Source organism: Bradyrhizobium sp. WU425, from assembly GCF_021052305.1.
GTDB classification, from domain to species: domain Bacteria; phylum Pseudomonadota; class Alphaproteobacteria; order Rhizobiales; family Xanthobacteraceae; genus Bradyrhizobium; species Bradyrhizobium canariense_D.
The window spans coordinates 1112334-1138682 of the sequence record NZ_CP088089.1; the positions used below are offsets into that span (position 1 = coordinate 1112334).

22 protein-coding genes are annotated in these 26349 nt (G+C 60.1%); 18 read left to right on the forward strand and 4 right to left on the reverse strand.

What is annotated here, in order from left to right:
- The first annotated feature begins 17 nt into the window (after positions 1–17).
- From BcanWU425_RS05305 to gabD, 7 genes are all read left to right on the forward strand, one after another.
- Positions 18–632: an adenylate kinase gene (locus BcanWU425_RS05305; RefSeq protein WP_026232477.1), complete on the forward strand. Its 615-nt coding sequence runs from the start codon at positions 18–20 to the stop codon at positions 630–632.
- Complete coding sequence (locus BcanWU425_RS05310; RefSeq protein WP_204512498.1) at positions 629–1801, forward strand: iron-containing alcohol dehydrogenase; 1173 nt, start codon at positions 629–631, stop codon at positions 1799–1801. The genes BcanWU425_RS05305 and BcanWU425_RS05310 overlap by 4 nt, the downstream gene beginning before the upstream one ends.
- Before the next feature lie 21 nt (positions 1802–1822).
- Positions 1823–2497 (forward strand): poly(R)-hydroxyalkanoic acid synthase subunit PhaE, encoded by a 675-nt coding sequence (locus BcanWU425_RS05315; protein WP_204512497.1) that lies wholly within the window; start codon positions 1823–1825, stop codon positions 2495–2497.
- Positions 2494–3615: a class III poly(R)-hydroxyalkanoic acid synthase subunit PhaC gene (gene phaC, locus BcanWU425_RS05320; RefSeq protein ID WP_204512496.1), complete on the forward strand. Its 1122-nt coding sequence runs from the start codon at positions 2494–2496 to the stop codon at positions 3613–3615. The genes BcanWU425_RS05315 and phaC overlap by 4 nt, the downstream gene beginning before the upstream one ends.
- Entirely contained in the window at positions 3615–5537 is a 1923-nt protein-coding gene (locus tag BcanWU425_RS05325) for an acyl CoA:acetate/3-ketoacid CoA transferase (protein ID WP_283842363.1), read from the forward strand. Before phaC ends, BcanWU425_RS05325 begins: the two co-directional genes overlap by 1 nt.
- A gap of 148 nt (positions 5538–5685) precedes the next feature.
- On the forward strand, positions 5686–6468 hold the full coding sequence (locus BcanWU425_RS05330; RefSeq protein ID WP_231190210.1) for an alpha/beta fold hydrolase: 783 nt from the start codon (positions 5686–5688) through the stop codon (positions 6466–6468).
- 62 nt (positions 6469–6530) lie between these two features.
- Positions 6531–8009, forward strand: a complete 1479-nt coding sequence (gene gabD, locus BcanWU425_RS05335; RefSeq protein ID WP_204512494.1) for an NADP-dependent succinate-semialdehyde dehydrogenase — start codon at positions 6531–6533, stop codon at positions 8007–8009.
- Between the two features lie 239 nt (positions 8010–8248).
- On the opposite strand, the gene BcanWU425_RS05340 is transcribed toward gabD, so the two are convergent.
- Positions 8249–9127, reverse strand: coding sequence for a GNAT family N-acetyltransferase (locus tag BcanWU425_RS05340; protein ID WP_085361110.1), 879 nt, complete (start codon positions 9125–9127; stop codon positions 8249–8251).
- 278 nt (positions 9128–9405) lie between these two features.
- On the opposite strand from BcanWU425_RS05340, the gene BcanWU425_RS05345 reads away from it, so the two are divergent.
- The 3 genes from BcanWU425_RS05345 to BcanWU425_RS05355 all read left to right on the forward strand — a co-directional run bounded on the left by BcanWU425_RS05345 (position 9406) and on the right by BcanWU425_RS05355 (position 12400).
- Entirely contained in the window at positions 9406–10329 is a 924-nt protein-coding gene (locus BcanWU425_RS05345) for a 2-hydroxyacid dehydrogenase (RefSeq protein ID WP_085350778.1), read from the forward strand.
- 14 nt (positions 10330–10343) lie between these two features.
- Positions 10344–10700, forward strand: coding sequence for a cupin domain-containing protein (locus BcanWU425_RS05350; protein WP_018453184.1), 357 nt, complete (start codon positions 10344–10346; stop codon positions 10698–10700).
- Between the two features lie 242 nt (positions 10701–10942).
- A complete protein-coding gene (locus BcanWU425_RS05355; protein ID WP_085350777.1) occupies positions 10943–12400 on the forward strand; it encodes an NAD-dependent succinate-semialdehyde dehydrogenase in 1458 nt (485 codons plus the stop codon).
- A gap of 238 nt (positions 12401–12638) precedes the next feature.
- Here BcanWU425_RS05355 and BcanWU425_RS05360 read toward each other — a convergent pair whose 3' ends face one another.
- A complete protein-coding gene (locus tag BcanWU425_RS05360; protein ID WP_204512493.1) occupies positions 12639–13328 on the reverse strand; it encodes a haloacid dehalogenase type II in 690 nt (229 codons plus the stop codon).
- Positions 13329–13644: 316 nt separating this feature from the next.
- Here BcanWU425_RS05360 and BcanWU425_RS05365 point away from each other — a divergent pair, with 316 nt between their 5' ends.
- A complete protein-coding gene (locus BcanWU425_RS05365; protein ID WP_026232478.1) occupies positions 13645–15021 on the forward strand; it encodes an aspartate aminotransferase family protein in 1377 nt (458 codons plus the stop codon).
- A 93-nt stretch (positions 15022–15114) separates the two neighbouring features.
- Here the strand turns inward: BcanWU425_RS05365 and BcanWU425_RS05370 are convergent, their stop codons facing one another.
- Together BcanWU425_RS05370 and BcanWU425_RS05375 are read right to left on the reverse strand one after the other, a co-directional pair.
- Complete coding sequence (locus tag BcanWU425_RS05370) at positions 15115–15591, reverse strand: Lrp/AsnC family transcriptional regulator (RefSeq protein WP_018453188.1); 477 nt, start codon at positions 15589–15591, stop codon at positions 15115–15117.
- A 115-nt stretch (positions 15592–15706) separates the two neighbouring features.
- The gene (locus BcanWU425_RS05375; protein WP_204512492.1) at positions 15707–17032 is read right to left on the reverse strand and encodes an NAD(P)/FAD-dependent oxidoreductase; all 1326 of its coding nucleotides are present in this window, start codon (positions 17030–17032) and stop codon (positions 15707–15709) included.
- Positions 17033–17418: 386 nt separating this feature from the next.
- On the opposite strand from BcanWU425_RS05375, the gene BcanWU425_RS05380 reads away from it, so the two are divergent.
- The 7 genes from BcanWU425_RS05380 (at position 17419) to thrC (ending at position 25993) form a co-directional block, all read left to right on the forward strand.
- The gene (locus BcanWU425_RS05380; RefSeq protein WP_018453189.1) at positions 17419–17607 is read left to right on the forward strand and encodes a hypothetical protein; all 189 of its coding nucleotides are present in this window, start codon (positions 17419–17421) and stop codon (positions 17605–17607) included.
- A 103-nt stretch (positions 17608–17710) separates the two neighbouring features.
- On the forward strand, positions 17711–19414 hold the full coding sequence (locus tag BcanWU425_RS05385) for an ABC transporter ATP-binding protein (RefSeq protein WP_204512491.1): 1704 nt from the start codon (positions 17711–17713) through the stop codon (positions 19412–19414).
- Positions 19411–21075, forward strand: a complete 1665-nt coding sequence (locus tag BcanWU425_RS05390) for a peptide ABC transporter substrate-binding protein (RefSeq protein WP_085350774.1) — start codon at positions 19411–19413, stop codon at positions 21073–21075. The genes BcanWU425_RS05385 and BcanWU425_RS05390 overlap by 4 nt, the downstream gene beginning before the upstream one ends.
- Positions 21076–21147: 72 nt before the next feature.
- The gene (locus BcanWU425_RS05395; RefSeq protein WP_018453192.1) at positions 21148–22098 is read left to right on the forward strand and encodes an ABC transporter permease; all 951 of its coding nucleotides are present in this window, start codon (positions 21148–21150) and stop codon (positions 22096–22098) included.
- A 37-nt stretch (positions 22099–22135) separates the two neighbouring features.
- A complete protein-coding gene (locus BcanWU425_RS05400; protein WP_026232479.1) occupies positions 22136–23014 on the forward strand; it encodes an ABC transporter permease in 879 nt (292 codons plus the stop codon).
- Positions 23015–23167: 153 nt separating this feature from the next.
- Positions 23168–24478 (forward strand): NAD(P)/FAD-dependent oxidoreductase, encoded by a 1311-nt coding sequence (locus tag BcanWU425_RS05405; RefSeq protein ID WP_085350773.1) that lies wholly within the window; start codon positions 23168–23170, stop codon positions 24476–24478.
- Positions 24479–24565: 87 nt separating this feature from the next.
- Positions 24566–25993: a threonine synthase gene (gene thrC, locus BcanWU425_RS05410; RefSeq protein WP_204512490.1), complete on the forward strand. Its 1428-nt coding sequence runs from the start codon at positions 24566–24568 to the stop codon at positions 25991–25993.
- Positions 25994–26349 lie beyond the last annotated feature (356 nt).

Here is a 26349-nt window from a genome sequence, read left to right on the forward strand (position 1 = left end):
GAGATATGGGCAATGATATGAGACTGGTTCTGTTGGGGCCGCCAGGCGCAGGTAAGGGCACGCAGGCGACGAGGATCGTCACTCGATTTGCGATCCCGCAATTGTCGACCGGCGACATGCTGCGCCAGGCGGTTGCGGAAGGCACGGCTGCGGGATTGCGCGTCAAGCACATCATGGATCGGGGTGAGCTTGTGCCCGACGACGTCGTGGTATCGGTGATCGCTAATCGTATCGACCATTCCGATGCGGTAAGCGGCTTTATCCTTGACGGCTTCCCGCGCACGGTCGCGCAGGCCGAAGCGCTCGATCAGGAACTCGCCACCCGGGGCATCAAGCTCGATGCGGTGCTTGAGCTCGAGGTCGACGAAGATGCGCTGCTCGACCGCATCAAAGGGCGCGCCGACGATGCGGCAAGCCGAGGCGAGCCGGTGCGCCGCGACGATAATCCCGAGGTCTTCAAGACCCGGCTCGGCGTTTATCGCGAGCAAACCGCGCCGGTCACGGAATACTACCGGTCGCAGGGACTGCTCAACGTCGTCGACGGTTTGCAGCCGATTGACGCCGTGACCGAACAGCTCGCCGCGGCGCTTGCGGCAGTAACGTCCGATCAGATCAGGAGTGACGTCAGATGAAAGCGTTTACCTTCCAGGCACCCCCCAACATCCTGTTCGAGGCAGGCGCATCGAAAAAGCTGGCGGAGTTGGTCGCTGGATACGGGGCAAAACGTGTTCTGCTGGTTACGGATAAGGGCGTACGCAATGCCGGCCTGACCAGAAACGCCGAGGCTGGCCTGGTTGCCGGCGGCTGCGAACTGACAATATTCGAGGATGTGGAGGCGGATCCACCGTCGTATATCATCGAGCGGGCGGTCGCACTTTGCCGTGACAAGGACATCGAGCTGGTTGCCTCAATCGGCGGCGGCAGCGCGCTCGATACCGCGAAGTTGGTGGCCTATCTGGCCAAGACGCCTGATCGCCTCGACGATATCTACGGCGTCGGCCTTGCCAAGGGCGAACGCCTTCCGCTGCTGCTGGTGCCGACAACGGCCGGAACGGGCTCGGAGGTGACCCCGATCGCGATCGTCACCACGCCGACGACTGAGAAAAAGGGAGTCGTTGCGCCCCGCCTGCTTCCGGATTGGGCGATCCTTGATCCGGAGCTGACGCTCGGCCTGCCCGCGCATGTCACCGCGGCGACCGGCATCGACGCCATGGTCCATGCGATCGAAGCCTATACCAGCAAGCACCGGAAGAATCCGATGTCGGACCAGTTGGCACGGCAGGCTCTCGCCCTGCTGTCGGCGAATGTCCGGACGGTCTGTGCGGACGGATCTAATCTCGAAGCGCGGTCGCAAATGCTGCTGGGTTCGATGCTGGCCGGCATGGCGTTCGCCAATTCCCCGGTCGCCGCCGTGCACGCGCTGGCCTATCCGATCGGCGCGCTGTTCCACGTGCCGCATGGCCTGTCGAATGCCTTGGTGCTGACCCAGGTGCTGCGATTCAATTTGCCGGAGGCAGAAGGCCTCTACGCCGAACTGGCGCCGATCGTCGATCCCAAGTCGGAAGGAATGAGTGTCAGCCAGCGGGCACGGCTGTTCGTCGATGCGATCGCAGCGATCTGCCGGGATTGCAACGTGCCGGCCTCGCTGGCCGATGTCGGCATTGCGAGGGGCGACCTGAAGAAGCTCGCCGAGGATGCGATGAAGCAGACGCGGCTTCTCGTCAACAACCCGCGCGAACTCAGCTTCGACGATGCGCTGGCGATCTACACCGAGGCGTTCGGCAACCGCGCGGCGGCCTGAGCGGCACAAAGAGTGAGCAGCATGAGCGAGAAGGACAAATCGGCTTCCGCTGATTCCGATCCCGGCCTCGAATGGGCGAAGCTGTGGCAGACGATGGCCGAATCCTCGAACCGCATGGTCGAGGCGTGGTCGGGGTCGATGGCACCGTTCATGCTGGCGCGTCTGTCGGAAAAGCCGGGTGGTTTTGGCGACGGCAACGAACTGTCGGCGGCGATCGAGCGGATGGCGCAGGGGCCGCGGCTGGCCGACGTCTGGGACATCGACCGGAAAATGGCGTTGGCCTTTGGGGCCTGGATCGAGATGCGCCAGCGGCTTGCGAGCTACAATGCGGTTGCTGCCGCTCCATGGCCTGAAGCGTCGAAGCGGTTTTACGAGACGATGTCCGCCACCGGCAGCGATGGCTCCCCGCATCCGGAGTGGCGCGAGGCGTTCGCCAAATGGAGCGAAATCTCCAACGAGGAACTGATCCGCAATCAGCGCACCGACGGGTTTTTGCAAGCTCAGAAAGAGCTACTCCAGGCGGGACTCAAATTGCGGAGTCGGCAGGATGATGTCGCTGAGGCCGCGTCAGCCATGTTGGGGCTGCCGACCCGCAAGGATTTCGACGACGTGACGCAGCAATTGACCGAACTTCGCCGAGAAGTCCGTACGCTCGCCCGCCAGATCCGCGACCAGAAGAGCGAAGCCGCACGATGAGCGATCAGGAGAACCAAACCTCGCGCTTCGCCCGTGACATGGCGGCCAACGCCGAGAAGATGTTCAAGGCGACACAGTTGATCGCCAATACGCGGGATGAAGACGTCGCCATCGGCACGACACCGAAGCATCTCGTGATGCGCCGCGACAAGGTCGAGCTGTTCCATTATGAGCCGATGGCAGAAGCGACGGCGAAGACGCCCGTCCTTTTGGCCTACGGCCTGATCGGGCGGTATACCATGGCTGATTTACAGCCTGACCGCTCGCTGGTGCGCAGCCTTCTCTCAAAAGGGCTCGATCTCTGGCTGATCGACTGGGGCCAGCCGGGCCGAACCGAGCGATGGTTGAAAATTGATGATTACGTCGATGACTACATCGATGCCGCAGTCGACCGCATCGCGCAGGAAACCGGCCATGACAAGATCACGCTGCTCGGCATCTGCGAAGGCGGCGTCTTTACGACGTGCTACGCCGCTCTGCGTCCGGAAAAGGTGAAAAATCTCGTCATCACCATCACTCCGATCGACTTCCATGCCGATGTCAAGGACAAGGCCGCTCACCACGGCTTCCTCAACCTTTGGACCCGCAGCCTCGATCCTGATGACATCGACAAGCTGGTCGATACTTACGGCGTGCTGCCGGGCGAGTTCATGAGCTCGGTGTTCTCGATGATGACGCCGATGCGCTCACTGACGAAATACAATGTCGATCTCATCGACATCGTCGATGACGACGCCAAGTTCATGAATTTCCTGCGCATGGAAAAGTGGCTCGCGGACCGTCCGCATCATCCTGGCGGAGCGGCGAAGCAGTGGCTGAAGGATCTCTACCAGGAGAACCGCCTGGTGGAGGGCAGCTTTGAGCTGTCCGGCCGCCGGGTCGATCTGAAGTCGATCACGGCTCCCGTGCTGAATGTTTTTGCGCTGGACGACCACATCATTCCGCCGGACTGCTCGCGCGCGCTCGGAGCGAAGATAGGCAGCACGGATTATACCGAAATCCCGCTGCCCGGCGGCCATGTCGGCCTGTTCGTCTCCAGCAAATCGCAGGGCAAGCTGAGCCAGAGCATCGCCGACTGGCTGGTCGCCCGCGACGCCAATCCCGGAAGTGAATCCTGATGCGCAACAAGATCGTCGACGCCGCCGAGGCGGTTGCCATCATCCGTTCCGGTGACACCGTCGCCTCGTCCGGCTTCGTCGGCGTGGGAACGCCCGATGAAATCATCAAGGCGCTGGAGCGGCGCTTCGTCCAGACCGGAGAGCCGCGGGACCTTTCGCTGGTGTTCGCGGCGGCGCCGGGAGACGGCGCCGATCGCGGCCTCAACCGCCTGGCGCATCCCGGCCTGATCAAACGCCTGGTCGGCGGACATTTCGGCCTGGTTCCGAAGCTCGCCCGGATGGCGGTCGACAATCACGTTGAGGCCTATAACTTGCCGCTCGGATGCGTATCGCATCTGTTTCGCGAAATTGCGGGGCGCAAGGCCGGGCTTCTCTCCAAGGTCGGGCTCGGCACCTTCGTCGATCCGGCCAATGGTGGCGGAAAGCTGAATGCGCGCACCACCGAAGAGCTGGTGCGGATGATCGAAATCGACGGCGAACAATGGCTGTTCTACAAGGCATTTCCCATCAACGTTGCGATCATCAGAGGTACCACCGCCGACCACAACGGCAACATCTCGATGGAAAAAGAGGCGTTGACCCTCGACAATCTGGCGCTGGCAACGGCCGCCAAAAACTGCAAGGGATTCGTCATCGCGCAGGTGGAGCGCATCGCCGCCTCCGGCTCGCTCAATCCGCGTCACGTCAAAATTCCGAGCGTCTTGATCGACTGCGTCGTCGTTGCGCAGCCCGAAAACCATGTCCAGACCTATGCCACTGGTTACAACGGAGCATTTTCGGGCGAATTGCGCGCGCCGGCCGATCGCAATGTTCCGATGGCGCTGGATAACCGCAAGATCATTGCGCGCCGCTGCGCCCTGGAATTGCCGATGGGCGGCGTGGTCAATCTCGGCATCGGCATGCCGGAGGGAGTCGCCTCGGTTGCCGCCGAAGAAAAGCTGTTCGACTTTGTGACGCTGACTGCCGAGCCCGGCATCATCGGCGGCATTCCGCAAGGCGGCCTCGATTTCGGTGCTTCGATCAATGCAGAATCGATCATCGACCAGAACCAGATGTTCGATTTCTACGACGGCGGCGGGCTCGATCTGGCCTGTCTCGGCATGGCTCAGGTCAATGGCCGCGGCGACGTCAACGTCAGCCTGTTCAATGGCCGTCTGGCCGGCGCCGGCGGCTTCATCAACATATCCCAGAATGCGCGCCGGCTGATCTTCGCAGGCACCTTCACCACCGGTGGGCTCAAGACGTCGGTCGTGGATGGTCAGCTCAAGATCCTCAGCGAAGGCAAGTCCTCGAAATTCATCGACAAGGTGGATCAGATCACGTTTTCGGGCCAGCTTGCCGCAACCAACAGGCAGCCCGTTCTCTATGTGACGGAGCGATGCGTGTTCCGCCTCACTCCCGAAGGCCTCGAACTGATCGAGATCGCGCCGGGTATCGATATGCAGCGCGACATTCTCGCGCTCATGGGCTTTCGGCCCATCGTCCGCGCGCCGAAATCCATGGACGTTTCGCTGTTCAGCGAAGCGCTGATGCAGCTCGACGACCGGCTGCTCAATCGGCCGCTGGCGGAGCGGCTGTCGTACGATGCCGATCGCAACACGCTGTTTCTCGGACTTGACGGCTATCGGGTCCATAGAGATGCCGACGTCGAGGTCATCCGGGCGTCGATCCTCGAACTCTTCCATCGTGTCGGACGCCGGTTTTCCGCAGTCGTCAACTACGATTCGTCTTACATCGCTCCCGATATGGCGGAGAAATGGTTTTCAATGGCCGCCGAGGTCGAGCGGACCTGCTACGATCATGCCTCGCGCTACACCACCAGCGCATTCATGCGCCTGAAGCTCGGCGACGCGTTGGCCCGCCGCGACGTCGCGCCACATGTCTTCGAAACCTCGGCCGACGCCCACCGGTTTGTCGAATAGACCGATGGGGCTGAAATCCACCGAGTTGCGCCCCACGGACTGGCCTGAAGGACGGCAGAGGGCGCCCGACCGCACCGGATCGGTGCGCGGGCTGACCCGGCGCGGCTTCCATCGTATCGCATTCACGGATTGGGGGCCCGCGCCCGCGGTGCGGCCGGTGCTCTGCGTCCATGGCTTGACCAGAAACGGCCGGGACTTCGATCACCTCGCCGCAGTTCTCGCAATGGCAGGGCGGCAGGTGGTCTGCCCGGACTTGCCGGGCCGCGGACAAAGCGAACGGCTGCACGACAGCAGCGACTATGCCTTGCCGCAATATTGCAGCGACATGACCGTGTTGATGGCAGCTCTTGGTGCAACGGAGATCGATTGGGTTGGAACGTCGCTGGGCGGCTTGATCGGGATGGCGCTGGCCGCCCTTCCGGGCAGTCCGATCCGTCGCATCGTCATCAACGACATCGGACCCTATCTGCCCTGGACCGGATTGCTTCGTCTCGGTGCCAATCTCAACGAGGCGCCCAAATCGTTTGAGACGATCGAACAGGCCGAAGGCTACTACCGGCGGGTTCTGGCGCCTTTCGGGCGATTGGAGGATGTGCACTGGCGGCATCTGACAACGCATAGCGTGGCCTGGAGCGTGGAGGGGCGCTGCTTCAAGCCGCTGTGCGATGCGAACATCGCTCAGGCCTTTCGAAACCCTTGGCACTACAGCGTCGATCTCTGGAAATACTGGGATGCGATCGATGTCCCCATTCTGGTCATACGCGGGCAGCAATCGGATTTGCTTTCCGAAGGCGTCCTCATGGACATGATGCGGCGCAATCGCAATGTCCGCGTTCACACCGTCGCGGACTGCGGGCATGCGCCGGCCCTGATCGCTGACGAACAGATCGAGGTCGTGACGCAGTTTCTGAGCGGCCACGACTCCACTTAGCGCTGAATGCTTCATGCCGAACTGCATCATAACGTGTTAATTCCAACCTGGCTGTCTTCATCATGGCTTCGAAACTCACGCTCAAAGATCCGACCCTGTTGCGCGATGCCTGTCCGGTGGCAGGTGCGTGGGTAGCCGCCGATAACGGCGCCACCATCACGGTCGATAATCCCTCGACCGGCGCCGTGGTCGGACATGTCCCCAACATGGGGATGGCCGAGACCCGGCGGGCGATCGAATTCGCCAACGCTGCGCTACCGGCGTGGCGAGCCCGTACCGCGAAAGAGCGCGCCGTGATCCTGCGACGCTGGTTCGATCTGATGATGGCGAACCAGGACGATCTCGGTGCGATCATGACGGCGGAGCAGGGCAAGCCGCTCGCTGAAGCCAAGGGCGAGATCGCCTATGCCGCAAGCTTCGTCGAGTGGTTCGGCGAGGAAGCAAAACGCGTCTATGGCGATACGATCCCGGGGTTCACGGCCGACCGACGCATCATCGTGCTAAAGCAGCCGATCGGCGTTTGTGCCGCAATCACCCCGTGGAATTTTCCGGCCGCGATGATCACGCGCAAGGCGGGCCCGGCCCTGGCGGCGGGTTGCACCATGGTCGTCAAGCCGGCAAGCCAGACACCACTGTCCGCGCTGGCGCTTGCGCTGCTGGCGGAGCGGGCAGGCGTCCCTCAAGGTGTGCTGTCCGTCATCACGGGTTCGGCGTCGGCGATCGGCGGCGAAATGACCTCCAATCCGATCGTACGCAAGGTGACATTCACGGGTTCGACCGAAATCGGCAAGAAGCTGATGGCGCAGAGCGCGTCGACGGTGAAGCGGACATCGATGGAGCTCGGCGGCAACGCGCCGTTCATCGTCTTCGACGATGCGGACATCGATGCCGCGGTCAAGGGCGCGATGGCTTCGAAATACCGCAATGCCGGCCAGACCTGTGTTTGCGTCAATCGCTTCCTTGCGCAGGACAAGATCTACGATTTGTTTGTCTCGCGTCTGGCTGAGGCGGTTAGTGCGTTCAAGATCGGTGACGGGTTCGAGCCCGGCGTCGCGATTGGTCCGCTGATCGACATCGCCGCCGTGGAGAAAGTCGAAGAGCATGTTTCCGATGCGGTTTCCAAGGGAGCGCGCGTCGCCATCGGTGGGAAGCGCCATGCGCTTGGCCGCACGTTCTTTGAACCGACGGTATTGGCGGACGCCACGCCGGACATGTTGATCTTCCGGGAGGAAACTTTTGGCCCGGTCGCGCCCGTATTCCGCTTCAAGACTGAAGAGGAAGCGATCCGCCTTGCGAACGATACCGAGTTCGGACTTGCGGCCTATTTCTACGGCCGCGATATCGGACGGGTCTGGCGCGTTGCCGAAGCGCTCGAGTACGGCATCGTCGGTATCAACGAAGGCCTGATCTCGACCGAGGTTGCACCGTTCGGCGGCGTCAAGGAGAGCGGCAACGGCCGTGAGGGTTCGAAATACGGCATCGAGGACTATCTGGAAATCAAATACCTCTGCATGGGTAGCATCCAGAGTTCTGCCACTTGAGCGGCTGCCGGCATCGCGGAACAACGCATGGGCGGAAACCGTTTCGGGCCGTAGCTTGAATGGGGAGGGAGCGGCCACGTAGGGAATAGTCGCAACATTCAGCGGTTTAGTTTTGTTGCTCGGAATATCGAAATTCGCCGCGAAAATTTTTCCGACACTCCGGAATCGAAGTTGCCGAATAAGTGGTCGTTATCATTTATATTCGTGGGACAGGCGCCACTAACAATTCGCTTCACAGCTCAGCTCAACGCGTGAGCGGCCAATCCGTAGACCCACGGCTCGTTTTCCTTTCGGTTGAGGAATCGCCGCCCCTTGGACATGGTTGTGACCGTCTCGCTGATCGCGAGGCGGCTCTGCTGAAGATAGTCAGCAAACAGGCCCGTCTGCTCCCGGGTATCGACGCGGGCGAAACGGCCGGTGAGATCCTTAAGATGCACGGCCGTGAGATGGATCGCGTCATAATCATTGCTGGCGACAATGGGACCGATCACGTGACCACGCCCGAATTCGCGCTTCATGGAGTAGCCGACGGTCTTGCCGTCGCGGCGCAGTACACAGATTGACGCACCTTCCGAAAGCAGAGCAAGCAGCTCCCGGCGGCTCGTGCCGAATGCGCGCTCATCCAGCGCCGCAATCTCATTGAGAGTTTCGGCCGACGCCGACCTCAATTCGCCATCCAGAACTGATGTCGGTGGAAGGGGTGATACGATCTCTCCCTGCCACTGATACACGACCGCTTCCTTGGTGAAGCCCAGCGACAGATAAAGATGATAGGCAGCATCGGTCGAGTTCAGGGCAAGATTCCGATCCTCGCACCGTTCGAACACCTGTTCCATCAGCCATCGGCCGGTACCTTGTGCTTGGGTGCGCGGCGATGTGAGTACCAGGCCGATGGTGGCGAATTCGCGTCCGTGGGGGAACCACATCGCACTTCCGAAAACGCGCCCGATGCCGTCAACAGCGACGATGCCCTGACCGGCGCGGCGCAGGAAATCCCAGTCCTTTGGCCGATGCGGCCAGCCGACGGCAATCGAGAGCGCGTGGAGCAGCTTCACATCAACGTCTCGAATGTCGCGCGCGACCAATTCGAAGGACTTCAGGCGTACGGATCGTCCCATCTCAGTTCATTCCTTCGCGGAATGCCAACGTCTATGGCTTGTCGTGCTTTATGAACCTGCTGCCCAGTTGCGACAGCAGACGTGTTTGCCGCAGCATTGCACGGAAAGCCAGCAGGTTTCACCTGTTTTGGTGCAAGTGTTCGAAATGTTCGGCATATAGCGCACCGATATTCGGCAGAGAAAGCTTCTGCTTGCCGCTAGGCTGTAGATGTCCGGCGAGCTCGCTGCGCGCCAACAAGTCATCGAGCATCTCGCCGCGTGACACGAAGGGTCCCTCGATGGGGTTTCTTTTCAATTCCGATGCCGCTCGGGGCGAAATTTTCCGCCAGATATTTGCGCGCGAGTTCCCCGATCTGGAATTCTACCAGGGTAGGAAAAGCATCGACCCGGAAAAGGTGCGGTATCTGCTGACCTGGAACGTGCCGGACGACGTCTCGCGTTATCGCAATTTGGAGGTGCTCTTTTCGATCGGTGCCGGAGTCGACCAGTTCGTGCCCGAGATCATACCCGATCATGTGATGCTGGTGCGTATGGTCGAGGATGGCATCATACGCATGATGCAGGAATACGTCGTGCTTGGCGTGCTGGCGCTCCATCGCGAGATGCTCGCATATCGGGAGCAGCAGAGAAGGGGCGAGTGGCAAGATATTGTCACTCCACAGGCGACCGAACGTCGCGTGGGTTTCCTGGGCGTTGGGATGATGGCGCAAGCGGCAATCGATCGCCTCAAGCCCTTTGGATTTTCCCTTGCCGCATGGAGCCGCAGCAAAAAGGTGGTCGGGGGCGTCACCTGCTTTCATGGCGACGATCAGCTGGGCAGTTTCCTGAGTGGAACGGATATTCTCGTCTGTCTTCTGCCCCTGACGGAGCAAACCCGCGGCCTCCTGAACGCAAAACTCTTCTCGCTTTTGCCGATGGGAGCGCGACTGCTGCATGTCGGCCGCGGCCCGCAGCTCGATCAGGCCGCACTCATCGAGGCGCTCGACGGCGGCCGCCTTGCAGCAGCTATGCTCGATGTCACTGACCCCGAGCCGCTGCCGGAAGGCCATGCGCTCTGGGCACATCCGAAGGTCATGATAACGCCGCACATCGCATCCGTGACGCAACCGCATACGGCGGCACAATCCGTCGTAGAAAACATCAGGCGCCACCGCGCGGGAAAAAATCCGATCGGGCTTGTTGATCGAACACTCGGCTATTAACCAGGGATAATGCCATGTCACTTCTGATTACTATCGATACCAATCCGGACTTCGCACCAAAGAACACCTTGCCTGCTCCGGAACGACTCATTTCGGGCAATCCATCCTTCAAGACCTGGGCGCAGGACGCCTCCAAAGCCGAGAAGGTGCTGACCGGCGTCTGGGAAGCAACGCCCGGCGAGACCCATTCCATCAAAGGCACCACTTACGAGTTCTGCCACATCATCTCGGGTCTCATCGAAATTGAGGAAAAGGGTGGTGAGACCAGGACTTACCGCGGCGGCGACAGCTTCGTGATGAAACCGGGCTTTGTCGGCGTCTGGCGCACGATCGAGACCGTGCGAAAGATCTACGTCAGCGCTTATGACTGAGCGCAATGCTCAGAGCGGTCGAAATCTGGCTTGGCAGAACAATCGACTTTCAAAGTCGCGCCTGACCGGCTTCAGCGCCGTCAGGCAATTCTCGATGAAAAAATGCGGTGTGCGGCCTTTACTGCTCAAATGAGCCGGCTTTGCTCGCCTGTCGCAAATCCAAGAGCGTTCTCGTCGTGCAGACCTGCTCGGTTGGCAAGCAGGAATGGCGGAGTAGGGCCCGAAGGCAAAGGAACATGTAGATGATTGCATTGAAGGACAAGGATCTGTTTCGCCAGCAAGGGCTGATCGGCGGCAATTGGCGAGATGCGAGCGCGAAAGCCACTGTCAATGTCATTGATCCTGCCAGCCAGAACGTCCTTGGTACCATCCCCGATATGGGGCGTAACGAGACTGCGGCTGCAATCAACGCTGCGGCTGATGCGTTCAAAGCTTGGAAGAAGACTACTCATGCAAAACGCGCGGCACTTTTGGAGCGTTGGTATGAGCTGATGCGGCAGCATGAGCAGGATCTGGCGCTCTTGCTGACTCTGGAACAGGGCAAGCCGCTTGCTGAATCGCTCGGAGAAATCCGCTATGGGGCATCCTTCGTAAAATGGTTTGCGGAAGAGACACGCCGGATCAACGGATCGACCATCCCTTCACCCACTGCCGATCGCCGCATTCTGGTGCTGAAAGAGCCGGTAGGCGTCTGCGGGATCATCACCCCCTGGAACTTTCCTAACGCCATGATCACGCGCAAGGTGGCACCTGCGCTTGCTGCGGGCTGCACCGTGGTCATTAAGCCATCTGAATTTACGCCATTTTCGGCGCTCGCGATCGGCGTTCTGGCGCAGCGGGCAGGGATCCCGGCGGGCGTCATTAATATCGTGACGGGCATGCCCGCGGAAATCGGCCAAGAACTGATGACCAATGAAACTGTCCGTAAGATCTCGTTTACCGGGTCGACTCGCGTCGGCGCATTGCTGATGAAGGGCGCCGCCGCCAACATCAAGAAGCTCAGCCTCGAGCTCGGCGGCAACGCGCCGTTCATCGTCTTTGATGATGCCGATGTTGACCGGGCCGTCGAGGGCGCGATTGCGTCGAAGTTTCGTAATGGCGGACAGACCTGCGTTTGCTCCAATCGCATTCTGGTGCAATCCGGCGTTTACGATGCCTTTGCGAAAAGGCTCGCCAGCCGGGTCGCAAAAATGAAGGTCGGTGCCGGCACCGAAGAAGGTGTCGAAATCGGACCAATGATCAATGGCGCGGCGATAGAAAAGATCAAGCGGCACGTCACAGACGCCCTGGACAAAGGCGCGAAGATCATCTCGCAGAGCGAACGTATGCCGGAAGGTCGGCAGTATGCGCGCCCCGTCGTGCTCGGTGAGGCAACGACTGACATGCTCTTGGCCTCAGAAGAGACGTTCGGACCAGTCGCGCCGCTTTTCCGCTTCGAGACGGAGGACGAAGCGATCGCGATCGCGAACGGCACGCCCTTCGGCCTTGCCGCCTACTTCTACACTGAAAACCTCAAGCGCTCGTGGCGCGTTGCCGAGGCGCTGGAATTCGGCATGGTGGGCCTGAACACCGGCCTGATCTCGACCGAGGTCGCGCCGTTCGGCGGTGTAAAGCAGTCCGGGCTGGGGCGCGAAGGATCCCAGCTCGGGATAGATGAATATCTTGAGATCAAAACGCTTCATGTCGGCGGATTGGAATAAGGGGGCGATTCCTGGTTTCAGGAGAGGAATCGAAGGGTTCTCCGATTTTGCGGCGGACCGCATCCGCGCGACAACACCATGATGCCTCGACAGCGAAGTAACACAATTCTGTCGGATGAGTAGTTCGAACACAGAAAAAGGGAGCGGTTGAACCGCCCCCTTTATTCATCACGCAACAGTCTCTACTGAAATTTTCGAAGGTCTACGTGCCGCGAAAGAGCCCGAAAAGGATATGCCTTCACGCACTTCTTCGAAGGGGCTCCAAGCCGACTGCGGCGGCGAGCCCGCCGATGTCAGCGACCTCACTGTATTCATAGAAGGGATTCGCGGGCTCATGACCGCGGTTCACCCACACCTTGCTCTTGATGCCCAGGTCGTAGGCTGTCATCAGGTCGTAGCGGAAGGAGGATGAGACGTGGGTGATATCTTCCGGACCGCAGCCAAGCTTGTCCAGCATGTATTCAAAGCCTTTCATGTGCGGCTTGTAGGCGCCGGTTTCCTCGGCCGTGATGACCGTGTGGAAGGGCGCGCCGAGCTTCTCGACGTTCGACATGATGAGGTTCTTCATGGAATTCGACAGGATGACCAGCGGAATCTCCCTGGCAACTTTGGCCAGACCCGCCGGGACGTCGGGGTGTGGACCCCAAGTGTGGATCTCTTGATTGATGCGCTGGGCATCCTCCGGCCGAAATACGACACCGTTGCGCTTGCACGCGCGCTCTACCGAATTATGCACGACCTCGAAGTATGGCTTCCACGCGCCAAGAACTTCGTCCAGGCGATAGGCGGCGAAATCCTTGATGAAACTTGCCATCGTCGTGGCAGAAAGCTGGGAGCCGTAGACTCGCCTTGCCGCACCGGCCATGTCGAAATTCGTCAGCGTGCCGTAGCAATCGAAAGTGATATATTTCGGTCGGAACTCGGTCATGTCGTGGTATCCTCCAATCCTCTCGGCACCGCGTGCCAGTACGACAAGCATCATAATGAGCATCGCGTAAGATAAAGCGCCGCTTTCGCTGGAGCCGGAAGCAGATTGTGTCGTATCGGCTCGAAGCCTTGGCAGAGAGTTGCGCCAAGCAACCTTTCGAGTTGAACAGCACCGCCACGCGGCGGACGCCGCCGCGGTATAAGATGCGGCGTCGATCAAAAACGAAAGTCAAAACTCCTTTGGCTCAGGCGCAGCTTGGGAGGAACTGCTGTCGTCGATATCCTACTTTGCGTTTCGGGTTGATATGGAGGCCGAAATGTTGAGCAATTCGCTGATCGAGCTGGACCGCGCACATCTGGTTCACCCGGTCTCATCCTATCGCGGTCACGAGGCCTTGGGTGTGCGGGTGTTAAGATCAGCGAAGGGCGCGACCCTGACCGATGCATCGGGACATCAATTGCTCGACGGGTTTGCTGGTCTGTGGTGTGTCAACGTCGGGTACGGACAAGAGAGCATCGTTGAAGCTGCCACGAAGCAGTTGCGCGAGCTGCCTTACGCGACGGGCTATTTCGGGTTGGGCTCCGATCCGGCCATCCGGCTGGCCGCCAGGTTGGCCGAATTGGCGCCTGGCGATCTGAACCATGTTTACTTCACGCTAGGTGGCTCCGATGCCGTCGACAGCACAATCCGATTTATTCGGTACTATTATCATGCCAAGGGTACGCCGCAGAAGGATCAGTTCATTTCCGTCGAGCATGGCTACCACGGATCGTCGACGGCAGGGTCCGGCTTGACCGCGATCCCCGCCTTTCATGCGGGCTTTGGGGTACCTTATAGCTGGCAGCACAAAATTCCGTCGCACTATACCTATCGTAATCCTGTCGGTTCCCATCCTCAGGCTATCATTGCTGCGTCGGTCGCGGCCTTGCGAGCCAAGATCGCCGAACTTGGCGCAGATCGCATTGCGGCTTTTTACGTCGAGCCAATTCAGGGATCAGGGGGTGTCCTCGTGCCACCGCCATCTTGGTTGAAAGCCATGCACGCCGTTTGCAAGGAGAACGATATTTTGTTCGTAGTCGATGAGGTCATCACTGGCTTTGGTCGTGTCGGCCCATTTTTCGCCTGCGAAGAAGACGACGTCGTGCCGGATTTCATGACCACCGCAAAGGGTCTGACGTCGGGCTATGTGCCGATGGGAGCCGTTTTCATGTCCGACCGCGTCTACAACACGATTGCGGACGGAGCCGGCAAGACGGCCGTCGGCCACGGCTACACCTATTCCGCGCATCCCGTCAGTGCAGCGGTCGGGCTCGCGTGCCTGGATCTTTACGAAAATGGCTTGTTGGCAAACGGCCGAAAGGCGGGGCACCGCCTGATGGAAGGCCTTCGCGCGCTTGCCGATCATCCACTTGTCGGCGATGTCCGTGGTCGCGGCATGCTGGCCGCAATCGAGCTCGTCACGGACAAGGAGCGCAAGACGCCCCTGCCGGCGGAAGCTGACGCCGCGCGCCGCATATTCGACCGCGCATGGGACAACGGTCTCGTCATCCGCGCCTTTGCCCAGGGCGTGCTGGGTCTTGCGCCCCCGCTCTGCTGCACGGATGCGGACATCGACGGCATCATCGAACGAACTCGCATGACGCTCGACCAAACCCTCGAAGACAGGGACGTCCGCGCGGCGATGAAAGGATAATCACTGCGCCTGTCATTCCGAGGCCAGAAAAAGCCTGAGCCGTAGCGCCGGCCCGGCGATCTGCCCATGCTCCCCGGGGTGGAGGATTGTTCTTCAGCTATTGAATATGCTTTCGAGAGGCAGATGGGATTTCACGATCGGAGACTTCAGCACGACAAAACTGAAGTATTTGTCGATTCCGATATCCATCTCGACGAGACGTTCCATCAGCGCTTGATATTCGCTGATTCCCGCTGTGATAAACTTCACCAGGTAGTCATATCCGCCCGAAACCAGATGACATTCGACGACCGAATCTATCTTTTCGATGGTCGTGAGAAAGCGCGCGAAATCGATCTGGCGATGATTTTTGAGCGTGATCTCGGCGAACACAGTCAGAGTTTGTCCGAGCTTGGAGACGTCGATCTGGGCGGAATAGCCGGTGATGAAGCCCTCCGTCTGGAGCCTCTTGACGCGCATCAGGCACGGGCTCGGGGAAAGGTTTATCAGCTCTGCGAGCTCGACGTTGGAAGTCCGCCCGTTCTTCTGCAGTTCGCATAAAATCCTGATGTCGATCTTATCGAGCTTCATAGGCAATGCCATGAGATGGGAGCCATAGCGGCGTCAAGGCTTTGAGGCTTCAGCGTCATACGCACTGTCATAGCACCAACCAGCATCCTTTCCCACCGGGCGGAGAGATTGCTTTTCAGAACTCGGCGACCTTGCCCCAGGCACCCGTTTTCAGCCGCTCCGGCCTGTATGGACGCGGGTCGACGATCGGTGCAGTACCAGTAATGATGTCCGCGATCAGGTGCCCTGCGCCGGGACCAATCCCGAAACCGTGTCCGCTGAACCCGGCCGCAAGGATAAAGCCCGGAATCGCCCCCACCTCACCGATGGCGGGAACGCCATCCGGTGTGCTGTCAATATAGCCGGCCCAGACATTGGAGATTGCGACGCGACGGAGTTCAGGCAGCAATTCGCAAGCTCTTTTATGTGTCAGCCGAATCTGCCGCATGTCGGGACGGGGATTAAGTGTCCGGTTCAGCTCCATCGGGGTCGTCTCATCGAGCGCCCACTTCGCCAAGGATTCATGACCTTGGCGCATGCCCTCGAATGCTCCAGGGGCGAGACTGCGCCAGCGGCGAGCAAACATCGGCACGAATTCGCGGGCGAACCTGAATTGCTGCGGCGTTGGATCGACTCGCGCGCGCCCGCTTATCGCCAGCGTGTACCCGCCGCTGCTACGCCGCGTGAGCGACACGACTGCAGTGTGCAGGGCGTCGGGCAGACCCGCCGCGCCAGGAGCCACGGCGAGAATGGACTGGCGCACGGACGCCTGTGGGAAGCGAATGCCGAGCTGGTTGCAGAACGAAGAGGCCCAGGCCCCTCCTGCCATGACCACCGTGTTGGTCCGGATTGTGCCCATTTCGGTCACTACGCCGTTCACCCGGCCGGCACGGAGCTCTATGCCGCGAGCGGCGCAGTGCTGGTGCACCGTGCCGCCCGCCGTCATCATCGCACGCGCGACCACGGGCACAGCCTTCGAAGGGTCTGCCGTTCCGTCGGTTGGAGAGGAGACGCCGCCTTTCCATTTGCGGCCCGTCGCTTTGCCTCTCTCGCTAGCTTCGTTCGTGCTCAACATGTGTGTCGTAACGCCGACCGTCTTTGCAAAATCGCGCCATTTCGCCCAGCAGGTCAGCTCATTCTCGTCATTCGACAGATAGAGAAGCCCGCAGCGGCGGAAGCCCGTGTCTTCCCCGGTCTCCTGTGCTACTCTCTCCCAAAGATCGAGACTCTTGGTGGCGATCGGTAGCTCGCGTGCGTCGCGATTCTGTTGACGGCACCATCCCCAATTGCGACTGGACTGCTCGGCGGCGACACGCCCCTTCTCTAGCAAGGCGACCTTAACGCCGCGGCGGGCGAGATAGTAAGCCGTGAACACGCCCACCACGCCGCCGCCAATGACGACGACGTCAGCCTCTTGAGGCAGAGACGGGCTTGATTCAATATGGATGAGCGGCGCACTCATGAAGCGAGGACTCCCGGCGTTTGACCTATCGTAGCTGAGCATTCGCGGCAGGTGCTCTGCGGGAATTTGTGATTAGACGGAATATTCTGCGGTTTGCCGACTACTGTTCAAGCTATTATTGCGAGAACACGTTGCTCGCGCCCACCTCATTCGCCAAAGCACCAGGGCATCAGGCGTTGAGCGCGTGCAGCCGTGCCGTGCACAAGGCAGGCCGCCTGAGAGTTCTCTCGTCGCGGCGCAGACTGAAATGCCAGATGGCACTTCGTTTTCAGAACTTCCTGCTGCCCATACGGCGCGTTTCGGCGACTCTGGGGTGATTGAAGCAGTCAAACTCGCGAATGCCGGGTCAATGTCGATCAGTGGCAGAAGTTCTAAAGGGACGCTGGATGAGCCTTGTCCAGGAACAGACCTCCACAAGAGCAATCAAGCTGGATGGGACTGTTAGCTCCACGAACTTCGATTCAGTGATCGAGTTGGCCGCTCGTCCGATGTTTTGGCTTGAGCGACAGCTTTTTCCTGTCGAGCACCAAGCTTTGAATCATGTCGCACTCTCCGAACAGGGAATGGCAAAATGAGCGGCGAATTTTCGACCTGTCCGATCGTCGCGGCGGCAACAATGGCCGAAGAGCCAATCCGCAGCAGAATGACCCAACGCCGTTGAAAGGGGAGACTGTTCAAATGGCCTCTGCCTCTCAGGCTGTAGCTTCGGAAGATGTGGCACTCTCGGTGCGCGACCTGACCGTGAGCCTGCCGGCCGGGATGGAGCGGGCTCACGCCGTCGAGAACGTCTCCTTTGATCTGAAGCGGGGTCAGATACTGTGCATCATTGGAGAGTCCGGATCGGGCAAGTCGGTCACAGCCAATGCGATCATGGGGCTTCTGCCCAAGGCGATACGTGTTGCCTCGGGTTCGATCGACCTGAATGGGACCGACATCGTAGCCATCTCGCCCGATAAGCTCCGCAACCTTCGCGGCCGCGTCGTCTCGATGATCTTTCAAGATCCGCTCTCAGCGCTCAATCCGCTGATGACCGTGGGCGCGCAGATCGAGGAAGTGATGGCAGCGCACGACGTTGGGACCGCGAAATCCCGTCGCAGCCGCGCCATAGACTTGTTGGTTGAGGTCGGCCTTCCCGATCCGCAACTCATGTATCACCAGTATCCATTCCGGCTTTCGGGCGGGCAACGGCAGCGGGTGATGATCGCCATGGCTCTGGCTCTTGAGCCCGCGATCCTGATTGCCGACGAGCCGACGACCGCCCTCGACGTGACGACGCAGGCGCAGATCCTCAAACTGATCCGCGACATTCAGCGCCGCAAGGGAATGAGCGTGATGTTTATCACCCATGACTTTGGAGTCGTGGCGGAGATTGCCGATTCCGTTGTGGTGATGGAGAAGGGTCATTGCGTGGAGCAAGGCAGTGCCGAGCAGGTGCTCAAGTCGCCCAGTCACCTCTATACGCGCCGCCTGATCGCGGCCGTGCCGCACCTGACCGGCAAGGACCGCAATCCCTTGGAAGCCGCCGGCAGGGCGTCAATCCTGAAGGTCGAGTGTCTGGTCAAGACCTATCGTAGCGGCAGTGCGCTTTTCCGTACGCAGCGCATCGTGCCTGCGGTCAATGGTGTCTCGTTCGATCTCACGCAGGGCCGCACGCTAGGCGTTGTCGGAGAAAGCGGTTCGGGCAAATCGTCGCTCGGGCGGCTGCTGATCAAGCTCATGGAGAGCGACGGTGGCTCGATTTTCTTCGAAGGCCGCGACGTCGCCCGGCTTACCGAGGCCGAGTTTAGGCCGCTAAGGCCAAAAATCCAGATGATCTTCCAGGATCCTTTTGCGTCGCTCAACCCGCGCTCGACGGTCGGGCAAATTCTCACAGTCGGGCCGGTCGCGCATGGCGTGCCGCACAGAGAGGCTGGTGAGCGGGCGCGGGAGCTTCTGTCCCATGTCGGCCTGGATTCAGGCGCCTTCGACCGCTATCCGCACGAATTTTCCGGCGGTCAGCGCCAGCGCGTCGGCATCGCCCGTGCGCTGATGTTCAAACCACAACTGCTGATCGCCGACGAAGCCGTCTCCGCGCTTGATGTCTCGATCCAGGCCCAAATCCTGAAGCTGCTGGATCAGATTCAGCGGGAGACCGGCGTCTCGATGATCTTCATCACGCATGATTTGCGCGTTGCCAGCCAGATTTGCGATGAGATCGCCGTCATGCATCGAGGACAGATCATCGAACGCGGACCGCCGTCGCAGATCTTCCTGGACCCGAAATCCGCCTACACGCGCGAGCTCGTCGCTGCCATCCCCGGCGAGCAGCCAAGGGGCGCTCGCGCGCTCGCGGGAGTCAATGAATACCGGCGGGACACAGCCAAGAACGAGGAGAGGTCATGACGGAAGCCTATTTTGACTCGAGCTATTCACGGCGCAATGCACTTCGATTGATGGTGGCCGGGGCTGCCGGCCTCGCTGCACCAGGCCTGTTGGGTACGCCCGCCTTCGCTCAGAAGGCCCCCGCCAAACCGAGCGGTCGCATCGTCGTCGGACTTGGACAAGAGCCGACCGTCTTCAATCCGCTGATGGCGCACATTGAAGTCGATGATGGTGTGCATTTCTCGGTTTTCGACGCGCTCTTCCGGATCGACCCAAAGGGTGAGATTGAGCCCAACCTTGCCGTCGAAGTACCGAACCAGAAGAACGGCGGCATTTCGGAGGACGGCCTCAAATGGCGCATCCGTCTGCGTGACGGTGTGCGCTGGCACGACGGCAAACCCTTCACGGCCGAGGATGTGAAATTCACCCTCGAACTGATCACCAATCCCGCCTTCCGGAGTTGGCGCACAGCTGGCCATGCCCTCGTGCGCGACATCACGGTGATCTCGCCCACGGAGATCTCGTGGCGAATGGAACAGGTTTTTGCGCCTTATCTTTCGTTCCTGACCGAAACCTTCATCGTGCCCAAGCACATCCTCGAGAAGGAGGCCAATCCAAACAACGCCGCCTTCAACCAGGCGCCGGTCGGCACCGGCGCATTCAAATGGGGTAAGCGGGTTGCAGGCGATCATCTCGAACTCGTGGCTAACCCCGAATATTTCGGAGAAGGCCCACACATCGAGAAGCTGATCTTCAAATACATTCCCGATCTCACCGTCCTCTACACTCAGTTCAAGAGCGGTGATGTGGACCTGATGGGGCAGCCGTACATCACAGCTGATCATTACGAGGAAGCCAAGGCGCTGGCGAACCGAGTGGTGACACTGGTCCCAAAGGCTTCATTCGAGTCCTTTTACCTGAATTTGGAGCGTCCACAGTTCAAGGAACTTGCAGTCCGTGAGGCGCTCTACGCAGCCATCGACAAGGAATCGATCATCCAGGGGCTCTATTACGGCGTGCCGACTCCGACGGAGACCTTCATGCCGAGGCAGTCCACCTACTATAACTCCAATCTTCCGGCACACGCATACAATCTGGACCGCGCGCGCCAGATCCTCGACCAAGCCGGCTGGGCGCCCGGGCGGGATGGCGTTCGTGCCAAAAGCGGCGTCCGTCTGTCCTTTGCCAGCTCGACCACGTCAGGCGATCCGCTTCGCGAGCAGGTGCAGCAGTTCTTGCAGCAGACATTTGCTCAGTTGGGCGTCGAGATGAAGATATCGAACTTGCCCGCCGCGGTGATGTGGGGCGAGTTCTGGCAGCAATCGCAATTCGATTCCGTGATCGTCGGCAGCACGTATCTGATCGGCGCCGACCCGGACGTGACCAATCGCTTGCACTCGCGTGCGATTGCAGCGAAGGGCGGGCGTGGTTCGAATAATGCGCAGTATTCAAATCCAGAGGTCGATGCCTTGCTCGACCAAGGCGCTCGCAGCTTCGATCCGGACGCGCGGCGCTCGATCTACCGTCGCGTACAAGAGCTCGTTCGCCGCGACCTGCCCTTCTTGCCGCTGTACCAGACCAATTCGGTCCAGGGTAACAAGAAGGGCATTTCCGGCGTCGTGCCGAACGTCAACACGCGCACCGAATCCTGGAACGCGCTGGCTTGGTCTTGGGCGAGTTGACGTATCGCCGCCCGAGGCCCGTATAGGCGCAGGGCGGCGCCTAGGCGCTGTCAAGCTAACATGGAGACTCGAATGCCCGGGTTCCTGCTTAATCGCTTTTCGCAGAGCATCGTGCTGTTGGTGATCGTCTCGATCATTGGCTTCACGGTGCTCAACTTCATGCCGGGCGGTCCTCTCGCGCAGTTCGGGCTGGATCCCGGCATGACCCAGAAGGACATTGAGCGACTGGCAGAGCAGCTCGGGCTGAACCGGCCGTTGTGGATTCAGTATTTTGATTGGGCCTGGCGGTTGGTTCAGGGCGACTGGGGTCACTCTTTCCGCGACGGAACGCCGGTGCTGGCGGTGATTGGGCGTCACCTCTTCGCTACGCTGCTGCTGATGGGGACGTCCACGGCACTGGCCATCGCCCTTGGTTCCTGGATCGGGATCCGCGGTGCCACCCACCGCTATTCCCTGTTCGATTATTGCGCGACGATTGGCGCCATGGTCGCGCTGTCGGTCCCGACCTTCTGGTTCGGCCTCGTCGGCATCTATATCTTCACGTTGAAGCTCGGTTGGGTGCCTGCAGGGAACATGTACACGATCGGCGACGGATCGGTGCTGGACTACTTGCATCACCTGATCTTGCCAAGCTTGGTGCTGTCGCTGGTCCATGTCGCGGTCTGGAGCCGCTACATGCGCACCGCGACCCTTGATGCGCTGAGCCAGGATTTCGTCAAGACGGCTCGTGCCAAGGGCCTAAGTGAGCGCCGCATCCTGCTGAAGCATGTCGTCGGCAATGCGCTGTTGCCGATGATCACCCTGGCTGGGGTGCAGTTGCCGAGCATTCTGACCGGCGCGTTGGTCACTGAGACCATCTTTACCTGGCCGGGAATGGGGCGGCTGTTTCTCGACAGCCTCGGCTACAGTGACTATCCGATGGTCATGGGGCTGTTGATATTCTCAGCCATCCTTGTCGTGCTGGGCAATCTCGTCGCAGACATCCTTGTCGCACTCGTCGATCCGCGCATTCGTCTCAGCTGAAGACGCAGGTTCGTGCCGTCAACAGGAGTCCCCCGTTATGACTGATATCTCCGCCCACCTCCCTCCAATTCGCTGGTGGCACAGCCGCGGGGTGCGCCGGTTCATGCGACACCATCTGGCGCTGCTCGGGTTCGCGATGATCGCCCTGCTCGTGTTGGCGTGCGTCGTGGGCCCCTACGCCTTGCCTTACGATTCGCTCTATATAGATCTGCGCGCCCGCTTTGCTCCTCCCTTGAGCGGTCATCATTATTTCGGCACCGACCCGTTGGGGCGAGACTTGGCCGTGCGACTCTTGATGGCCGGGCGTGTCTCGCTACTGGTGGGATTCTCCGCGATGTTGTTGTCAACGCTGATCGGAACGCTCGTCGGCGTGACCGCAGGCTATCGCGGGGGCTGGATCGGAGCCGCGCTGATGCGCACGGTGGATGGCTTTCTTTCCTTCCCCTCGATTTTCCTCGTGCTGGCGTTGGCCGCGACGCTCCGGCCCAGCCCGATGATGATCACTGTCATCATTGCTGTCACGAGCTGGATGGAGGTTGCCAGGATCGTCGAAGCCGAGGTCCGTTCGCTGCGCGAGCGCGAGTTTGTCCAGGCCGCGCGCATGGTCGGTCTGAGCGGCAGGCACATCATGCTTCGCGAAATTCTGCCCAATGCCACGGGTCCGATCATCGTGGCCGCAAGCCTCACCGTCGCCCGTGCGATTCTTCTGGAGGCCTATATCAGTTTCCTTGGTTACGGCATCCAACCACCGCTGCCCAGCTGGGGCAATCTGCTGAACGGCGCCCAGCAATATCTGGCCAGCGCTCCCTGGCTTGCCATCATTCCAGGCGCTGCGATTACGATCGCAGTGACCAGCTTCAACTTCATCGGCGACGGGCTGCGCGATGCGCTTGACGTTAGAGATGACCACATTTGACGGCTTGAGCCCAGGTGGCAGGCAGCGGACAGCGTTGAAGGCTATCCAGCAGAACCTCTTGATAGCGTAGACGTCGCAAGCATCGCGTTGGCTGATCAGAATCCGTCTTGTCAGTAATCCAAGGCCACTTTTAACACACGAGAAGTCAGCGACATGCATGAGCCCAGAGCCGCAGAGAAGGACACGCCCTATTGGTGGGAAGCCGCACCACTTAGGTCGCTGCCTCAACAGACTCTTCCCAAGAAACTTGACGTGCTGATCGTGGGCGCTGGCTATGCCTCTCTTTCGGCCGGGCTGGTGCTGGCGCGCGAGGGACGCTCGGTTGCGGCCTTTGACGCGATGAGTCCGGGCGAGGGAGCCTCGACGCGCAACGGTGGAATAACCAGCGCGAGCATACGGCCGGATTACGCCGCGATCTCCCGACGCTTCGGCGCAGACAAGGCGCTGGCAATCGAGGCGGAAGGCAAGATCGCCCGCGAGTTCCTTTACGATTTCATCAAGACCGAGGGGCTTGCCTGCGATTTCCAGCTGGTCGGGCAGTTCAAGGGCGCGTTTGGATATGAGCAGTACGACACGATGGCGCGTAGCGCGGAAGTATTAGCGAAGAGGCTGCGGATCGAGTCTCACGCCGTACCTTATGCCGAGCAGCACAGCTACATCGGCACCGATGTCTACCGGGGTGGAACAGTCCGGATGGATATCGGAGGGCTACAACCGGCGAAGTTTCACGCTGAACTGCTTCGCGTGGCGCTCGCTTCGGGCGTCGCGGTTCATGCGGATACGCCCGTCATCTCCATCGAGAGAGATGGTTCCGGATTCCGGATCGTGACCTCGGCCGGTTCGGTGCAGGCGCGTCAGGTGCTGGTTTGCACGAATGGCTATACTGATAGCGCCGTTCCCTTCCTGCGCCGCAGGCTGGTCCCGGTTCGCAGCCGGATCATTGCAACCGAGGAGCTCGCACCTGACGTCATGGAGCGGCTGATGCCCAAACGCATGATGATGACCGAGAACCGCCAGGTCGGGTTCTATTACCGCCCATCGCCCGACGGCAAACGTATCCTGTTAGGGGGGCGCGACAGCTCTCGTGTCGGTAACCCGGTGGCTCCAAAGCTCCTGCTGCGCAAGGGGTTGGTGAACCTTTTCCCCGAACTCGAGAATGTTCGCCTTTCGCACAGCTGGTTCGGCAATGTGGCGATGAATCGCGACATGCTCCCGCGCATCTTCGAAGAGGACGGTGTGGTTTATGCCACTGGCTTCTGCGGTTCAGGCGTCGTCTGGGCGCCTTGGATCGGGATGCACGCGGCCCACAAGCTGATCGGAAACCACGAACGGGCGCGCACCGCCTTTGACTTCCGTCCGCCGGACTCCATCCCGCTCTATCGTGGCGATCCCTGGTTCATGCCCGCCATGATCTGGGGATATCGGATGCAGGATCGTTTTGCGCTGTGGCGCGACCGCCGCTGACGGCTGGAAACTCCATCGGGCATTCCCAAAGGTACAACTCAGGTCATGGAGCTGGCGGCACTGCCGCCTCTCGAAAGAAGAGCATCGATGCACTACGTATCCACGCGCGGACATTCAGGTCGCAGACAGTTCTGCGAAACATTGCTTGAAGGCCTCGCCGAGGATGGCGGGCTGTACGTACCTGAGACCTACCCGCGTGTGGACGCCGCTACATTGGATGCGTGGCGTGCCTTGTCCTATCCCAGCCTGGCCTTCGAGGTCCTGTCGCTCTACGTCAGCGATATTCCGCCCGCTGACCTGAAGGCAATCTGCGAAAAGACCTACACGCCCGAGATCTTTGGAACCTCGAACATCGTTCCGCTTCGAAAGCTGGAGACGCGGCTTTACCTCCAGGAATTGTCGAACGGTCCTACGCTGGCGTTCAAGGACGTGGCCATGCAGTTGCTCGGCAATCTGCTCGAGTACGAACTGGCACGCCGGCACGACGAATTGAACATTCTTGGGTCGACCAGTGGCGACACCGGGAGCGCTGCGGAATACGCAATGCGCGGCAAGAAAGGGGTGCGGGTCTTCATGATGTCGCCCCTCGGACGGATGAGCTCCTTTCAGCAAGCTCAGATGTTCAGCCTGCAGGACGACAACATCCACAACATCGCCATAGATGGCGTGTTCGACGACTGCCAAGACATCGTCAAATGTGTGTCCAGCGATCTGGAATTCAAACGACGATATAAGATAGGTGCAGTGAATTCGATCAACTGGGCCCGACTGGTCGCGCAGGTCGTCTATTACTTCTCCGGCTATTTTCAAGTCTCCGAAGGGAGGTCAGCAGGCGTTGACTTTTCCGTGCCTTCAGGAAACTTCGGAAACATCTGCGCTGGTCATGTTGCGCGCATGATGGGACTTCCAATATCCCGTCTCGTCCTTGCGACCAACGAAAACGACGTGCTCGACGAGTTTTTCCGCAGCGGCATTTATCGCGTCAGAAGCCGAGCTGACACGCTTGAAACATCGAGTCCTTCCATGGACATCTCCAAGGCGTCAAATCTCGAACGTTTCGTGTTCGACTTGCTCGGTCGCGACGCCCGTCGGACGAAATCGCTGTTTGAGAACCAACTTCGGGAATGCGGTTCGTTTGACCTCAGCGGTGATCCCAGCTTCGTAACGGCGGCGGCGCGTTTCGGATTCCGCAGCGGCAGGAGCACCCATGCCGATCGACTGGCGACGATCCGTGACACGTGGGATCGCTACCACACAATGATCGATCCTCACACTGCGGATGGTGTGACGGTCGGGCGCATGCATGTGAGCCCCGAGGCGCCGATGCTTGTGCTCGAAACTGCACAGCCAATCAAATTCGCTACGACGATCAAGGAAGCGTTAGGCCGGCAACCAGATCGTCCGCAACGGTTCGATGGACTAGAAGGGCTGCCGAGGCGAGTCAAAGTCCTTCCCCCGGATGCACAAGCTGTAAAGAACTACATTGCGGACATCACGCAGGGTGCAACCTGTTGAAGGGTCGATTCCGGATCGAGGAGTGTTTCAGCCGTGGCTGTATTTACGGTGCTGTCACCCGACGAGGTCGCAGCGTTCGTTCAAGCGCGCTATCGGAGCGATCCGCGGTTGATGCCCGGTATCGTTCCGGGCCATCGGATGCCGGAACGGGATCGCGCTGCGGCGTGGCGAGACACTGACAGCACATCGTCCCTTCTATCGGATCATCAATGCAATTCCCTGCCGAACTCTGCGTCAGTCTGATCGCGTAATGCTGTCGCAGCCGAGATACGCTGCGATTCGCGGGAACATCGTCAGATGGACCTCGCCGTGTCAGGCACTGACGATTAGTCCGCTAACCCAAGCATGAGACGTCG